Genomic DNA, 14,934 nt, shown 5'->3' on the forward strand with positions numbered 1-14,934 from the left:
AAAGGCGCAAACCAGCCGGAAGTCCCATGACCTACCCTTCACAACCGCGCGTCCTGATCGTTGCCGACAATGCCTCGGCCCGGTTCGGGGGCGAAGCCATCTTGCCGCTGAAGTATTTCACCCTGCTGGCCCGGCGCGGGCGCGACGTGCGGCTGATCACGCATGAGCGCAACCGCGCCGGGCTTGAGGAATTGGCCCCCGATCTGGCCGACCGCATCACCTATTCCCCCGACACCGCCCTGCACCGCTGGCTCTGGCGGATCGGGGCACGGTTTCCCGGCGCGATCCGCGACCATCTGTTCGGCAATCTGATGGGGCTGGCGACGGGGGTGCAGCAGCGGCGGCTGGCGCGCGGGCTGATCACGGCGGGGCAGGTGGATCTGGTGCATCAGCCGATCCCGGTGTCGCCGGCTGCGCCGTCGCTGTTGCACGGGCTGGGGGTGCCGGTGGTGATCGGGCCGATGAACGGCGGGATGAGCTATCCGCCGGGGTATGAGGATTTCGAAGGCCGCGCCTCGCGCCTGTTCGTGGGGGTGGGGCGACCTCTGGCCGGGCTGGTGAACCGGCTGATCCCCGGCAAACGCCGCGCGGCGCTGTTGTTGGTGGCGAACCAGCGGACGGCCAAGGCATTGCCGGTGTCGGGACCGCCGGTGGTCGAACTGGTCGAGAACGCGGTGGATTTCAGCCTGTGGCCGCAGCCCGTGGATGCCCCGCGCGATGAGGGCCCGCTGAGGCTGGTGTTCATGGGGCGGCTGATCCGGTTGAAGGCGTTGGACAGTGTCCTGACTGCGCTGGTCCAGACGGCCAGGCCGGTGACGCTGGCTGTTCTGGGTGACGGACCCGAGCGCGCCGCGCTCGAGGCGCAGACCCGCGCGCTTGGCCTGACCGGGCGCGTTACCTTCCACGGCTTCCTGCCGCAAACCGCCTGCGCCGCGCATCTGGCTGGAGCAGACGCGCTGATCCTGCCCAGCCTGCGCGAATGCGGCGGGGCGGTGGTGCTGGAAGCGATGGCAATGGGCCGCGCGGTGATCGCCAGCGACTGGGGCGGGCCGGCGGATTATCTGGACCCGACCTGCGGCATCCTTGTGCCGCCCGCGCCGCGTGAGGGGTTTGCGCAGCGGCTCACCATGGCCATCGACATTCTGGCCGCTGACCCCGCGCAGGCCCGTGCCATGGGGCAGGCGGGCGCGGCCAAGGTGCGCAGCGATTATGACTGGCAGAAAAAGATCGACACGATCGAGGCGCTTTACACCCGCGCGCTGTCCTGATCGTCGTTGCGAAACAGCCAGCCGCCCAGCACCATCCCGGCCAAGGCGCCGATCACCTGCGCCGCCCAGAACCCCGGCAGATCAACCGGACGGATGCCTGCAAAGGTATCGCTGAACCCGCGCGCCAAGGCGACCGCCGGGTTGGCAAAGCTGGTCGAGGCGGTGAACCAATAGGCCGCCGTGATCCACAGCGCGACGACAATCGCCACATTCGCCTGCGCCCGGATCGCGCCCAGGATCGACAGGATCAGACCAAAGGTCGCCACGCCTTCGGCCAGCCATTGCGCGCCGCCGGTGCGGATATGGGTAGAGGCTTGCAGCACCGGCTGTTCGAACATCAGATGCGCCAGCCAGCTGCCCGCCACCCCGCCCGCACACTGCGCGGCGACCATGGCGACGGCGGTGGTCACGGCCACCTCGCCACGCAGGGTGAAAACCAGCGTGACGGCAGGGTTGAAATGCGCGCCCGAGATCGGCCCCAGCACGGTGATCAACATCACCAGCGCCGCTGCCGTGGCGATGGTATTGGCCAACAGCGCCAGCGCGACGTCGCCGGTCAGCGTTTCGGCCATGATGCCCGAGCCGACAACGGCAGCGACCAGAAGCAGGGTGCCGAGCGCCTCGGCGGTCAGCATCCGCGCGTTCATTGCAGCGCGCCGATGGCTTTGAGTTGCGCGTCATAGTCGGCTGCTGCGGGGTCCAGCGCCACCAGCGCCGCCATCCGCCGGGCGATCACGCCATAAGCGTCCGCGAAGGCAGCCGCCTTGTCGGCGTCCGATCCGGTGACAGCGGCCGGGTCCGGCAGCCCCCAATGCGCCCGTTTGGGCGCGCCGGGCCAGTAGGGGCATTCCTCAGCCGCAGCGGAATCGCACACGGTAATCACCAGATCCAGCGCGGGCGCACCCTCAGCGGCGAACTCGTCCCAGCTTTTCGAGCGCGCAAAGCCGGGGTCGATGCCCTCGGCCTCCAGTTGCGCCAGGGCAAACGGGTTGGGCGCGCCCGTCGGCTTTGACCCCGCAGAATAGGCAGTGAAGCGCCCGCCGCCCAGAGCGTTCAACGCGCCCTCGGCCATGATCGAGCGGGCCGAATTGCCGGTGCAAAGGATCAGAACATGGGTCATCGCAAGCTCCTGCTGTGTCGCTCGCGCTTAGGCCCGCTGCGTGACGGTTTCATGACAATCCGGCGTTACAGGTCCAACGCCGTCGTCTTGACCACCGTGCGCAGCGCAAAAGACGACTGCATCTGCGCCACGCCGGGCAGGCGGGCCAGATACTGTCGGTGAATGCGCGCGAAATCCTCGGTATCCTCGACCACCAGCTTGAGCAGATAATCGGCGCTGCCCGCCATCAGGTGACATTCCAGCACATCGGGGATCTTGGCCACGGCCTTTTCGAACCCGTCTAGCAGTTCATCCGACTGGCCGTTCAGCGTGATCTCCACGAACACCGTCGCCGGCTTGCCGATCTTGCGCGGATCGACCAGCGCGACATAGCCCGCAATGAAGCCGTCGGTTTCCAGCCGCTGCACACGCCTGTGGCAGGCCGAGGGCGACAGCACGATCTGCTCGGCCAGCTCGGCGTTGGACATGCGCCCTTCACGCTGAAGCGTTCTCAGGATGCGGCGGTCTGTAGCGTCTAGCTGCATTGCAGCGCAACTTTCATCGAAGGGTTGGTGTAAATGTCGAAGCTTCTTGCGCGATCTTTCCTTGTCTCGCCGAAAAAATCAAGCACCTGTCAGTCCCGATGCGCGACCCTGAGCGCACAAACAACAGGAGAGCACGATGCTGATCGGATGCCCCCGGGAAATCAAGCCACAGGAATTTCGCGTCGGGATCACCCCCGCCGCCGCGCATGAGGCCGTCGCAGCGGGTCACCGTGTGATCATCGAGGCCGGCGCGGGGCTGGGGTCTGGCTATAGCGACGACGATTACCGTGCCGCCGGGGCCGGGATCGTCGACACGGCTGCCGAGATCTTCGCCACGGCGGAAATGGTGGTCAAGGTCAAGGAACCGCAACCTGTCGAGCGCAAGCAGCTGCGCGAAGGCCAGCTTTTGTTCACCTACCTGCACCTCGCGCCCGATGCCGCGCAGACCCGCGACCTGCTCGACAGCGGCGTCACCGCCATCGCCTATGAGACCGTGACCGACCGCAACGGCGGGCTGCCGCTGCTGGCGCCGATGTCCGAGGTCGCGGGCCGTCTGGCCCCGCAGGTCGGCGCGTGGTCGCTGCAAAAGGCCAACGGTGGGCGCGGCGTGCTGCTGGGCGGTGTGCCGGGTGTGCGTCCGGCCAATGTGGTGATTGTCGGCGGCGGTGTCGTCGGGACCGCGGCGGCGCGGGTCGCGGTGGGGATGGGGGCGAATGTGACCGTGCTCGACCGCTCGATCCCGCGCATGTCCTATCTTGACGACATCTTTCAGGGCCGCCTGACCACGCAATACTCCAGCGCCGCCGGTCTGGCCGATCTGCTGCCTGTCGCGGATATGATCATCGGCGCGGTGCTGATCCCCGGTGCCGCAGCACCCAAACTGGTAAGCCGCGCACAGCTGTCGATGATGAAGCCCGGCGCGGTGCTGGTCGATGTGGCGATTGACCAGGGCGGCTGCTTTGAGACATCGCATGCCACCACCCACGCCGACCCGATCTATGAGGTGGACGGCGTGCTGCACTATTGCGTCGCCAACATGCCGGGCGCGGTCGCGCGCACCTCGACACAGGCGCTGGGCAACGCGACGCTGCCGTTCATGATGGCGCTGGCGAACAAAGGCTGGCGACTGGCCTGCGCCGAGGATGCGCATCTGATGGCCGGTCTCAACACCCACGCGGGCCACCTGACCTACGCCGCTGTCGGCAAGGCGCTGGAATTGCCGGTCATGGACCCGCGCGAGGCGCTCCGGGTCTGAAGCGCCGCCGGGGCGGACGCTTCCCGCGCCAGCCCTTTCATCTTGCCCCAAATACGCACGGGGGTTTCCAAAGGGGGCGCGTGCGCCCCCTTTGGCGCGGGGAGCGCGAGGGGGCGCGCAGCCCCCTCGCTTACCGCGGTGCCGCCGCGCGCCGCAGCCGGTCGTTCACCGCGCGCCCCAATCCCACCTCGGGCACCGGCGCGAAGCCGATCCGCCCACCGGGTCCGGCCAGCGCATCCGCCTCGTGCAACGCATGGAACAGACGCGCGGCGGCTTGCGTCGTGTCGCCGGACTCGCTCAGACTCAGCGCCGCGCCGGGGCAGGGGCCAAAGCCGACCCAGACCTCCCCCGCCTCGGGCGACACGACCCCCAGTCGCACCCGCCCGCGCGGCGCGTAATGCGAGGCCAGCTGCCCCGGCGCGGTGATCGCGCCACTCGTCGCCACCCCCACGCGCAGCCCCAACGCCTCGACCGCCTCCACCGCCAGCCCGCCTGCGCGCAGCAGAACCGGGGCATCGCCGGTGGCATCCAGAATCGTCGACTCCAGCCCCACCGCACAGGCTCCGCCATCGACCACCCCGTCGATCCGCCCGCTCAATCCCTCCAGCACATGCTGCGCTGTCACCGGGCTGATCCGCCCCGACGGGTTGGCCGAGGGCGCGGCGAGCGGCCCGCCGAAGGCCTCCAGCAACGCGCGCGCCACCGGATGCGCGGGCACCCGCACCGCCACGGTCTCCAGCCCTGCCGTCACCAGCGGCGACAACCCGCCGTCCAAGCGCAACGGCAGCACCAGCGTCAAAGGGCCGGGCCAGAACGCCGCTGCCAACTGTTCGGCCAGAGGCGTCAGCACCGCATAGCGCGAAACCAGCCTCACATCCGGCACATGCACGATCAGCGGATTGAACCGCGGCCGCCCCTTGGCGGCAAAGATCCCCGCCACCGCGTGGTCCTGCGTTGCGTCGCCGCCCAGCCCGTAGACCGTCTCGGTCGGAAAGGCGACCAGCCCGCCCGCGCGCAGCAGCGCGGCGGCCCGGGTCAGGCCCGGCGCATCGGCGGTCAGAAGGCGGGTCTCGGGCATGGCGGGGCGGGCTCGGGTGACGCTGCGTTTTGATTTCTGCGGGTAGCGAAAGGCGCTGAACTGGGGCAATACAACCCTCGACCGGGCTTGCCAAGCAGCCCTTCTTTCACTGGTCCCGCGCGTCAGCCACGGAGATAGCCAATGCCCTACACCTCACCCGTCGCCGAAACCCGTTTCCTGCTCGACAAGGTTCTGGGCTACGACCGTCTTGCCCAGACCGACCTCTTCGCCGAGGCCGGTGCCGATGTGACCGAAGCCATTCTGACCGAGGTGGGCCGCCTGTGTGACGAAGTGCTGGCACCCCTGAACCGGGGCGGCGATCTGACGCCTGCCAAGCTGGAAAACGGTGTCGTGCGCAGCTCGCCAGGTTTCAAGGACGGCTACAAGGCGATTGCCGAGGGTGGCTGGGTCGGTCTCTCTGCCGCGCCTGAGCATGGCGGGATGGGTCTGCCGCTGACCCTGAACACGGCCGTGTTCGAGATGATGGCCGGGGCCTGTCTGTCGCTGCAACTCTGCCCGCTGCTGAGCCAAGGCCAGATCGAGGCACTGGATCACCACGCCAGCGACACGCTCAAGGCACTGTATCTGCCCAAGCTGATCTCGGGCGAATGGACCGGCACGATGAACCTGACCGAACCGCAGGCCGGTTCCGACGTCGGCGCGCTGCGCACCAAGGCCGAAGATAACGGCGATGGCAGCTATGCGATCACCGGTCAGAAAATCTTCATCACCTGGGGTGATCACGACGTGGCCGAGAACGTCTGCCATCTGGTGCTGGCCCGTCTGCCCGATGGCGCGCCCGGCACGCGGGGCATCAGCCTGTTCATGGTGCCCAAACTGATCCCCGACGCTGCCGGTAATCCCGGCGAGCGTAACAACCTGCGCGTGGTCTCTTTGGAGCACAAGCTGGGCATCCACGGCTCGCCCACCTGCGTGATGAGCTTTGAGGGCGCGCAAGGCTGGATGGTCGGCAAGCCGAATGGCGGCATGGCGGCGATGTTCACCATGATGAACAATGCCCGTCTGGGCGTCGGCGCGCAGGGTATCGGCGTGGCCGAGGCCGCCTATCAGCACGCGCTGGCCTATGCCAAGGACCGCAAGCAGGGCCGCACCCCGCTGGGCGACGGCGCGATCATCGACCACGCCGACGTGCGCCGCATGCTGGCGGTGATGAAGGCCGAGATCTTCGCCGCCCGCGCGATTGCCTTGGATTGCGGCATGGCCATCGACATGGCCAAGGCCACCGGCAAGGACAGCTGGAACGCCCGCGCCGCGCTGCTGACCCCGATTGCCAAGGCGCAAGGCACCGATATCGGCTGCGAGATTGCGTCACTGGGTGTGCAGATCCACGGCGGCATGGGCTTTATCGAGGAAACGGGTGCCGCGCAGTACCTGCGCGACGCCCGGATCACGCCGATCTATGAAGGCACCAACGGCATTCAGGCGATGGATCTGGTGGGCCGCAAGATGATGGACGGCGGCGAAGCGGCCTTCCGTCTGCTGCAAGAGGTCGAGGATACCGCCGAAGCCGCGCGCTCGAAAGCGCCCGAGCTGGCCCACAAGGTCTGGGATGCGGCTGAAACGCTGCGCGAGGCGACCGAATGGCTGGTGGCGCAGGAAGCGGGCGACCGCAACGCCGGGGCGACCGCCTTCCTGCGCGCCTTTGCCCGCATTCTGGGTGCGCATTACCACCTCAAGGCCGCGCTGGCCGATCCCGACGGGCCGCGTGCCCGGCTTGCCACCGTCTTCATCGACCGTATCCTGCCCGAGCACGAATCGCTCCTGGTGCAGGCCCGCGCCGGGGCCGGGCAACTCTATGCTCTGAGCGCCGAAGATCTGGAAAGCGCATGACCCAAACCACTGCCCCGCGTCCGCAAGACCCCGGTATCCGCTTTCCGCATGAAGAGCCGCCCGCGCCGGGTGAGGCGATCACGGTGGCACCGGGCGTGCTGTGGATGCGGATGCCGCTGCCGATGCAACTGGACCACGTCAATGTCTATGCGCTGGATGATGGCGACGGCTGGACGGTCATCGACACCGGTTTTGGGGGCGGAAAATCGAAAGAAGCGTGGCTGGGACTGATGGCCGGGCCACTGGCCGGGCGTCCGATCCGCCGCATTGTGGTGACGCATCACCACCCCGACCACATCGGGCTGGCAGGCTGGTTGCAGACCGACCACGGGGCCGAACTGGTGACCACGCGCACCTCATGGCTGTTCGCGCGCATGCTGCTTTTGGACGTGCACGAGCGCCCGGTGCCCGAGACCGTGGCTTATTGGCGCAGTGCGGGCGTGGATGAGGCCGAGATCGCGCGCCGGATGGAAGAGAATCCCTTCAATTTCAAGGATGTTGTGTCCTACTTGCCGTTGGGCTTCACCCGTGTGGCTGAGGGCGACGAGATCACCATGGGCGGCCGCCGCTGGCGTGTGCGCTGCGACAACGGCCACGCCCCGGAACATGCGACCTTCTGGAGCCTGGACGACGATCTGGTGATCGGCGGCGATCAGTTGCTGCCCGGCATCAGCGCCAATCTGGGCGTCTACGCGACCGAGCCCGACGCCGATCCGGTCGGCGAATGGATGGAAAGCTGCACCCGTCTGGCGCAGTTCGCCGAGGATCGCCATTTTGTGCTGCCCGGCCACAAGCTGCCCTTCACCGGCCTGCCGCTGCGCTTGCGCCAGATGGTCGAGAACCATGTCGGGGCGCTCAACCGGCTGGAAGCCTTCCTGACCGAGCCCAAAACCGCCGCGCAGTGTTTCCTCCCGCTTTTCAAGCGCGAGATCACCGGCGCGTCGGCGGGCATGGCGCTGGTCGAGGCGGTCGCGCACCTGAACCACCTCTTGCACCACGGGCGTGTCCGCCGCTGGCGCGACGATCCGCAGGGCGCGTGGTTGTGGCAGGCCGTAGGCTAAGCCGTGGACTTCAGGCGCAAATAGCGCTGGGCAGGCTGGGTGAAGACGGGCAGCCGTCCGACTTGGCCAAAGCCGGGTTCAAGACGCCCAAGCAGGGGGCTCGACGACACTCTGGGCGGCGACCTCGCCATTGCTGGTGGGCAAGCCCGGCGTCTATTGCGAGGATTGCGATATTGCGCTGCCGACCGATCCCGACAGCCCGACCGCGCGCTTTGCCGGTGTCAACGCCCACGCGGCCAATGACGAGTCGGCCGAACGGCTGTGGGAGATCAGCACCATGATGCTGGCCGTGGCCTGAACTGCGATCCCAACGCGCTGAAATTGCGCGATAAGAACGGGCCGCGGCGCGGGTGTGGCATCCCTGCCGTGCCCGCGCTTCTGTGCCATGGCGACACAGTCCATTGCAGGTGACAGGGGTTTCTCAATCCGCTAAGGAAGGGGAAATCCACGCTTACGGGAGTTCCGACAATGGCGCATGAACACGGCTCGATGGACACCACCTCGCAGGAAAAAACCTTCAACGGTTTCATTCGTGCGTCGATCATCGTTGCAGCATTTTCAATCGGCTGCCTGATTTTCATGGCGCTGGTCAACGCCTGACGCGCCGGGCCGGGCAACCGGCCGACGCGGACACCTCTGTGCGGCGGCGCGCGTCCTGCGGGCGCGCCAGCCCTTCGGTGAAGGACATCTCATGCCCCTGCTGACGCGCCTTGTGGCCCTTGTGGCGCTGGCCTTGCTGGCCGCCTGTACCAAGCCCGTCGCCTGGGCGCCCGAAGCCGATGTGATCGCCGCCCGCTATCAGCATGAGGGCCCGACCGAGATCGTTGTGTTCAACGTGATCAACAACGAGACCGGGCGCGGCGAGCATTCGGCGATGATGATCAACGCACCCAGCCAGCGGGTTCTGTTCGACCCGGCGGGCACGTGGACGCATCCCGATGCGCCCGAACGGCACGACGTGCATTACGGTTTCGATGAGCGGCAGCTCTATCGCTACACCTATTACCATGCGCGCCGGACGCATCATGTGCTGATCCAGCACCTGCAAGTCCCACCCGAGACCGCCGAATACATCCTGCGGCTGGCCGAGCAGGAAGGCCCCGTGCCCGACGCCTATTGCGCGAAATCCATCGTGCATATCCTCAATCAGGTGCCCGGGTACGAATGGATCCGCTCAGGCTTTCAGCCCAACCGCCTGTCCGAGCAATTCGGCACCATCGCGGGTGTTGTCGAGGACCGGATCTATTCCGACGCCGAACCGACAGAGCGGCAGCAATACACCGAATAAGATGGGAAAAGGGGCCGCGAGGCCCCTTTTTCTTACGCACCAATCAGGGTGAGGGCGGTCAGAACCACCGCGCCGCCCAGCATCGCCCAGATCGCGTTCTTGGTCCACAGCCCCACAACCAGCGTGACGCCGACAGTCGCCAGCAGCACGGGGTCCGGCAGGCCGGTGTCCGGTTGCAGGCGAAAGATCTGCGGGGCCATCAGGCCGGGGATCACCGCGACCGGTGTATAGCGCAGCAGACGCAGGGCCCAGGCGGGCAGGGGGCGGTTGCCGATCAGGCCCAGAAACGACAGGCGCAGCGCGAAGGTGCCCAGCCCCAGCAAGACGATCACCAGCCAGATTGTGCCGTTGGACATGATCATGCGGTGTTCCCCCGTCGGCGGGTGGTCCAGATCTCGACCAGTGCGCCGGTAGCCATCGCCGCCAGTGCGGCCAGCAAAAGGCCCAGATTATACGGCAGCGCGGCCAGCAGCAGCGCGCCCGCGACCGACACAAACGCCGCCGCCACATGCGCCAGCGTGCGCAGCATCGGGCCGATCAGCGCGATAAAGGCGATGGGCACCGCCGCGCTGAGCGGGATGCTGGCGGGGATCTGATTGCCCAGCACCGCACCGGCCAGCGTCGACAGATACCAGACCGGGCAGATTAGCGCGACGGCACCGAAATAATAGGCGATCTTCACCGCCGTGCTGAGTTCGGGCTCTTGCTCGAAGCGCAGGATCGACAGCGCATAGGCTTGGTCGACCATCGAATAGGCCACCAGCGCCCGTTGCCAGAAAGGCGCATCGCCCAGATGCGGGGCCAAGGATGCCGAATACATCGCCATCCGCATGTTCACCGCAATCGCGGTGATCAGCACGATGATCAGCGGCGCCTGGTCGGTCATCAGTTGCAGCGCAGTCAGCTGCGCGGCACCGGCGATGACCACCACCGAAAACGACAGCGCCTGCAGTACGTTGAGGCCCGTTTCCATCGCGACGACACCGAACACCAGACCGAAAGGTCCGACGATCAGCACAAAGGGTCCGCCGTGGCGCATGCCCTGAAAGAAGGCCCCGCGAGGGGTGAGAATTGGCGCTGTGGTCATTGCTTTATCCGAATATGCCGGTGACGCGGCCCAGCAGCATGAACGCGCGGGCCGAGCGGGTCTCGGCGAACTGGGCGATCTCGCCGTCCGAGGCCAGCGCCTCGAACACGGTAAACCGCCGGTCGAAGGCGCGCAGGAAACGGTGCGCGGCATCGCGGAACTCGGGGTCCGAGCGCATCCGGGCAGTGGTCAGCGCCAGACACGAGCGGTCGCGAATGCCGCCCAGCCCCGCCACTTCGGCACCGCGCACCCCCATGGCGAAAGCGCGCCAGACCTCGGGGCGGGCGCGGTCGGGGTGCAGGTCATCCATGAAGATGCCCTCTTCCGACAGGGTGGTCAGCACGTCCTGCGCGGCCCGAACCAGAATCGCCGCACCATGATCGGCCAGCGCCCGGCGCAGGGCGGCGAAACCCGCTTCGTCGGTTTCGGTCTCGGGGAAATTCAGGGCGCGGATGAAATCGGCGGGTGGCAGGGGATCGGGCGCGGGGGCCGGGTTTTCCAGCGCCAGCAGCGGTTGCGTGCCGTCGCTGTCGCCCTCGATCAACAGGCTGCGCGGCAGGCTGCGGCGGGTGGTGAAGCTGACCAGACGGTCCTCGGTGGCCTTTTGCGCTGCAGCGATCTCGTCGAGCTTTTCCTCGACCGTCGGCTTCAGCGACAGGCCTGCCGCCTGCTGTTCGCGAATCCAGCCACGGCGCATCGCCTCGACGGTGGCGTGCAGCCGCACCGATTCGTCGCGCATGTCGCGGGCAGCGCGCAGGACCAGCACCGCCAGCCAGATCAGCGCGATCGGCAGGAACACCGCCAGTGCCAGCACCACCAGCCCCAGCGTGTCGGCAATCTGCATGCCCTGCTGGCCCAGAACGCCAAACGCCGCGACCAGCAAGACGAGCCAGGCCAGCGACAGCACAAAGGCCAGCATCTCGGGCGAGATGCGGGGCTTGTGCGCCTTGCGGCTCTTGCGTGCGCGGTGTTTCGCGTCCTCGGGCATACCCGGGGCCGTCAGCGAAAGTCGACGGAGATCACTTCGTAGCTGCGCTCGCCACCCGGCGTGCGGACCTCGACCGAATCGCCCGGCTCTTTACCGATCAAGGCCCGCGCGAGCGGCGACTTGATGTTGAGCAGGTTGTTCTCGATATCGGCCTCGGATTCGCCCACGATCTGATAGGTGCGCTCTTCGTCGGTGTCTTCGTCAACGATCTTCACCGTCGCGCCGAATTTGATCGACCCGCTCAGTTTCGAGGTGTCGATGACTTCGGCGCGGCCGAGCAGGCCTTCGACCTCTTTGATCCGGCCTTCGATGAAGCTCTGCTTCTCGCGGGCGGCGTGATACTCGGCATTTTCAGACAAGTCGCCATGCTCGCGCGCCTCGGCAATCGCGCGGATCACAGCGGGGCGCTCCACGCTTTTCAGCTGGCGCAGTTCCTCGTCCAGGGCGTCAAAGCCGCGGCGGGTCATGAGGATCTTTTCCATGGGGTCTCACATACAAATGAAAACGCCCACGGCCATAGGCCGGGGCAATTCGGATCAACCGGTGTACCTGACAACATGGGGCCGAGGAATGCAAGCCCCGCCACGACAGCGGGCGGGGCGTGGGCGTTCGCGCGCCGGTTGTCTCAGGAATAGCTGACGACTTCGTATTCCACGCCGTCGCTATCGTTGAAATAAAACCGCCGTCCGGGTTCGTAATCGGCGTGGCTATGCGGGGCGAAACCCTGCGCGCGCACCAGCGCTTCGGTGGCGTCGAGGTCGGACACGGTCACGGCGATATGGTTCAGCCCGCCGATCGTGGCATAGCTGCCCGCCGCGTTCCGGGCGGGCGGGGTCTTGGGCTGATAGAGCGCCAGATAGCTGTCGTCGGACCCGACGTGGACGGAAAAGCCACTGTGGATCGACGGGCCTTGCCAGCGGGTGTGCCAGCCAAAGACCGACGCCATCCATGCAGCGGTGGCCAGGGCGTCGGTGACGGTAAGGTTGGTGTGTTCCAGCGTCGTAACCATGCTCGGGTTCCTTGTGATTCGGCTTGCAGGGATCAGCGTAATTGCTCAACCTAACTTTAGGTCAAGCCTTTCAGGAGCCCGCCCATGCCCCCCGAACGCGGCCTCGCCATCGGCGCTTTGGCCGAGCGCACCGGCCTCGCCGTTTCGGCGATCCGCTACTACGAGGCGCAGGGCCTCATCACCGCCGACCGCAACGCGGGCGGCCAGCGCAGATTCGCCCGTGCCGCGATCCGGCGGCTGAGTTTTGTGATGATTGCGCAGCAATTCGGCGTGTCACTGGCCGAGATCCGCGCGCTGCTGAGCGAGTTGCCGGGCAACCGCACGCCGACCCCCGCCGACTGGACGCGCATCAGCCTGCGGTTCCGCCAGCAGATCGACCAGCGCATCGCCACGCTGGAACGGCTGCGCGATGATCTGGACGGCTGCATCGGCTGCGGCTGTCTGAGCTTGCCCAAGTGCCGCCTTTATAACCCCGATGACCGCGCCCATGCCAAAGGCAGCGGCCCGCGCTATCTGATGGGGGATAGTGCGGCCTCGGTGTTGACCTCTGACGCGCAGTCCTGATTGACCGGGGCAGGGTGCGAGGGTATCCACCACGAAACAAAATTGCGCCAAACGGCAGCCAACCCGACGCGAGGAGCCACCATGTCCGATATCGAACGCGAATCCATGGAGTATGATGTCGTCATCGTGGGGGCAGGCCCGGCGGGCTTGTCTGCGGCGATCCGCCTGAAGCAACTGGATGCCGATCTGAGCGTCGTGGTGTTGGAAAAGGGCTCGGAAGTTGGCGCGCATATTCTGTCGGGCGCGGTGCTGGACCCCTCGGGTCTGAACCGCCTGATGCCCGACTGGAAGGAAAAAGGCGCGCCGCTGAACGTGCCGGTCAAGCATGACAATTTCCTGCTGCTGGGCGAAGCGGGCAAGCTGCGCATCCCCAACTGGCCGATGCCGCCGCTGATGAACAACCACGGCAACTATATCGTGTCGATGGGCAATGTCTGCCGCTGGATGGCCGAACAGGCCGAGGCTCTGGGCGTCGAGATTTTCCCGGGCATGTCGGCCTCGGCGCTGGTCTATGACGGCGACCGCGTCAAAGGCGTGGTGGCCGGCGAGTTCGGCAAGGAAAGCGACGGCTCGATGGGGCCGAACTATGAGCCGGGCATGGAATTGCACGGCAAATATGTGTTCATCGCCGAGGGTGTGCGCGGCTCGCTGGCCAAGCAACTCATCGCGAAATACGCGCTGAGCAAAGACAAATGCCCGCAGAAATTCGGTCTGGGCATGAAAGAGATCTGGGAGATCGACCCCGACAAGCACCGCGAAGGTACTGTCACACACACGATGGGCTGGCCGCTGGGCGGCAACGCAGGCGGCGGGTCGTTCATCTATCACTTCGAGAACAATCAGGTGCTGATCGGGTTCGTGGTGCACCTGAACTACAGCAACCCGCATCTTTATCCCTACATGGAATTCCAGCGCTTCAAGCATCACCCGGTGGTCGCCGAGCTGCTCAAGGGCGGCAAGCGTGTGGCCTACGGCGCGCGGGCGATTTCCGAAGGTGGCTATCAGTCGGTGCCGAAAGTCACCTTCCCCGGTGGCGTGCTGCTGGGCTGTTCGGCCGGTCTGGTCAACGTGCCGCGCATCAAGGGCAACCACAACGCCATGCATTCGGGGATCGAGGCTGCCGAGGCCGCCTATGCCGCGCTGCAGGCCGGGCGCGAGGGTGACGAGCTGACCGCCTATGAAGACACGCTGCGCAACGGCGTGATCGGCAAGGACCTCAAGAAGGTCCGCAACGTCAAGCCGTTGTGGTCCAAGCTGGGCCTCTTCCCGTCGCTGGCGCTTGGCGGGCTGGACATGTGGACCAACACCCTGGGCTTTTCGGTCTTCGGCACGATGAAGCACGGCAAGAACGACGCCAAGGCGACCGGCGAGGCGGCCAAGTTCAAGCCGATCGACTACCCGCGCCCCGATGGCAAGCTGTCGTTTGACCGGCTGACCAACGTCGCCTTCAGCTTTACCAACCATGAGGAATCGCAGCCCGCGCATCTCAAGCTGACGGACCCGACGATCCCGATCACGGTGAACGTCCCGATCTACGACGAACCGGCGCAGCGCTATTGCCCGGCGGGGGTGTATGAGGTGGTCGAGAAGGACGGCAAGAAAGAGTTCGTCATCAACTTCCAGAACTGCGTTCACTGCAAGACCTGTGACGTCAAGGATCCGTCCGAAAACATCACCTGGACCACGCCGCAGGGCGGTGACGGGCCGAATTACCCGAATATGTGACCGATCTCGCGCGTGCGTGATGCCTCACGCACGCGCGGCGGCGCCCTGCGCATTGCCCTTGGGCAACCGGGTCGCTACACCTTGAGGTCTGACAATCCCTCAGCACCGCTGGAGTG

General features: G+C 66.4%; 18 protein-coding genes. 9 read left to right on the plus strand and 9 right to left on the minus strand.

Features of this window, described 5'->3' with window-relative positions; all coding sequences use genetic code 11:
- The first annotated feature begins 26 nt into the window (after positions 1-26).
- On the plus strand, positions 27-1,268 hold the full coding sequence (locus OKW52_RS06265; RefSeq protein WP_264504956.1) for a glycosyltransferase family 4 protein: 1,242 nt from the start codon (positions 27-29) through the stop codon (positions 1,266-1,268).
- Here the strand turns inward: OKW52_RS06265 and OKW52_RS06270 are convergent.
- The 3 genes from OKW52_RS06270 to OKW52_RS06280 all read right to left on the minus strand — a co-directional run bounded on the left by OKW52_RS06270 (position 1,247) and on the right by OKW52_RS06280 (position 2,912).
- Entirely contained in the window at positions 1,247-1,915 is a 669-nt protein-coding gene (locus OKW52_RS06270) for an aquaporin (RefSeq protein WP_264504957.1), read from the minus strand. The two genes, OKW52_RS06265 and OKW52_RS06270, sit on opposite strands and share 22 nt — an antisense overlap.
- Positions 1,912-2,388 (minus strand): arsenate reductase ArsC, encoded by a 477-nt coding sequence (locus OKW52_RS06275; RefSeq protein ID WP_264504958.1) that lies wholly within the window; start codon positions 2,386-2,388, stop codon positions 1,912-1,914. Before OKW52_RS06275 ends, OKW52_RS06270 begins: the two co-directional genes overlap by 4 nt.
- A 65-nt stretch (positions 2,389-2,453) precedes the next feature.
- Positions 2,454-2,912 carry an Lrp/AsnC family transcriptional regulator gene (locus OKW52_RS06280; protein WP_264504959.1) on the minus strand — a complete coding sequence of 153 codons (459 nt, stop codon included), beginning with the start codon at positions 2,910-2,912 and terminating at the stop codon, positions 2,454-2,456.
- A gap of 136 nt (positions 2,913-3,048) precedes the next feature.
- On the opposite strand from OKW52_RS06280, the gene ald reads away from it, so the two are divergent.
- Positions 3,049-4,167, plus strand: a complete 1,119-nt coding sequence (ald, locus tag OKW52_RS06285; protein WP_264504960.1) for an alanine dehydrogenase — start codon at positions 3,049-3,051, stop codon at positions 4,165-4,167.
- A 130-nt stretch (positions 4,168-4,297) separates the two neighbouring features.
- Here the strand turns inward: ald and OKW52_RS06290 are convergent, their stop codons facing one another.
- Positions 4,298-5,245 carry an L-threonylcarbamoyladenylate synthase gene (locus OKW52_RS06290; RefSeq protein ID WP_264507665.1) on the minus strand — a complete coding sequence of 316 codons (948 nt, stop codon included), beginning with the start codon at positions 5,243-5,245 and terminating at the stop codon, positions 4,298-4,300.
- Between the two features lie 141 nt (positions 5,246-5,386).
- Between OKW52_RS06290 and OKW52_RS06295 the strand changes: the two genes are divergently transcribed.
- The 5 genes from OKW52_RS06295 to OKW52_RS06315 all read left to right on the plus strand — a co-directional run bounded on the left by OKW52_RS06295 (position 5,387) and on the right by OKW52_RS06315 (position 9,445).
- Positions 5,387-7,096, plus strand: coding sequence for an acyl-CoA dehydrogenase (locus OKW52_RS06295; protein WP_264504961.1), 1,710 nt, complete (start codon positions 5,387-5,389; stop codon positions 7,094-7,096).
- Positions 7,093-8,157 (plus strand): MBL fold metallo-hydrolase, encoded by a 1,065-nt coding sequence (locus OKW52_RS06300; RefSeq protein WP_264504962.1) that lies wholly within the window; start codon positions 7,093-7,095, stop codon positions 8,155-8,157. The genes OKW52_RS06295 and OKW52_RS06300 overlap by 4 nt, the downstream gene beginning before the upstream one ends.
- Positions 8,158-8,287: 130 nt before the next feature.
- A complete protein-coding gene (locus tag OKW52_RS06305) occupies positions 8,288-8,455 on the plus strand; it encodes a hypothetical protein (RefSeq protein ID WP_264504963.1) in 168 nt (55 codons plus the stop codon).
- 170 nt (positions 8,456-8,625) lie between these two features.
- The gene (locus tag OKW52_RS06310) at positions 8,626-8,757 is read left to right on the plus strand and encodes an aa3-type cytochrome c oxidase subunit IV (protein ID WP_127105080.1); all 132 of its coding nucleotides are present in this window, start codon (positions 8,626-8,628) and stop codon (positions 8,755-8,757) included.
- Positions 8,758-8,848: 91 nt separating this feature from the next.
- The gene (locus OKW52_RS06315; protein WP_264504964.1) at positions 8,849-9,445 is read left to right on the plus strand and encodes a hypothetical protein; all 597 of its coding nucleotides are present in this window, start codon (positions 8,849-8,851) and stop codon (positions 9,443-9,445) included.
- A gap of 32 nt (positions 9,446-9,477) precedes the next feature.
- Here OKW52_RS06315 and OKW52_RS06320 read toward each other — a convergent pair whose 3' ends face one another.
- The 5 genes from OKW52_RS06320 to OKW52_RS06340 form a co-directional block, all read right to left on the minus strand.
- Positions 9,478-9,807 carry an AzlD domain-containing protein gene (locus tag OKW52_RS06320; RefSeq protein ID WP_264504965.1) on the minus strand — a complete coding sequence of 110 codons (330 nt, stop codon included), beginning with the start codon at positions 9,805-9,807 and terminating at the stop codon, positions 9,478-9,480.
- Positions 9,804-10,532, minus strand: coding sequence for an AzlC family ABC transporter permease (locus OKW52_RS06325; RefSeq protein WP_264504966.1), 729 nt, complete (start codon positions 10,530-10,532; stop codon positions 9,804-9,806). Before OKW52_RS06325 ends, OKW52_RS06320 begins: the two co-directional genes overlap by 4 nt.
- 4 nt (positions 10,533-10,536) lie before the next feature.
- The gene (locus OKW52_RS06330) at positions 10,537-11,520 is read right to left on the minus strand and encodes a hypothetical protein (RefSeq protein ID WP_264504967.1); all 984 of its coding nucleotides are present in this window, start codon (positions 11,518-11,520) and stop codon (positions 10,537-10,539) included.
- An 11-nt stretch (positions 11,521-11,531) separates the two neighbouring features.
- Entirely contained in the window at positions 11,532-12,002 is a 471-nt protein-coding gene (gene greA / locus OKW52_RS06335; protein WP_127105075.1) for a transcription elongation factor GreA, read from the minus strand.
- Between the two features lie 143 nt (positions 12,003-12,145).
- A complete protein-coding gene (locus OKW52_RS06340; protein ID WP_264504968.1) occupies positions 12,146-12,529 on the minus strand; it encodes a VOC family protein in 384 nt (127 codons plus the stop codon).
- Between the two features lie 84 nt (positions 12,530-12,613).
- On the opposite strand from OKW52_RS06340, the gene soxR reads away from it, so the two are divergent.
- Together soxR and OKW52_RS06350 are read left to right on the plus strand one after the other, a co-directional pair.
- Positions 12,614-13,093 carry a redox-sensitive transcriptional activator SoxR gene (gene soxR, locus OKW52_RS06345; protein ID WP_264504969.1) on the plus strand — a complete coding sequence of 160 codons (480 nt, stop codon included), beginning with the start codon at positions 12,614-12,616 and terminating at the stop codon, positions 13,091-13,093.
- Positions 13,094-13,174: 81 nt separating this feature from the next.
- Positions 13,175-14,818 (plus strand): electron transfer flavoprotein-ubiquinone oxidoreductase, encoded by a 1,644-nt coding sequence (locus tag OKW52_RS06350; RefSeq protein WP_264504970.1) that lies wholly within the window; start codon positions 13,175-13,177, stop codon positions 14,816-14,818.
- Positions 14,819-14,934 lie beyond the last annotated feature (116 nt).

It is taken from the genome of Pararhodobacter zhoushanensis, from assembly GCF_025949695.1.
GTDB classification, from domain to species: Bacteria; Pseudomonadota; Alphaproteobacteria; order Rhodobacterales; family Rhodobacteraceae; genus Pararhodobacter; species Pararhodobacter zhoushanensis_A.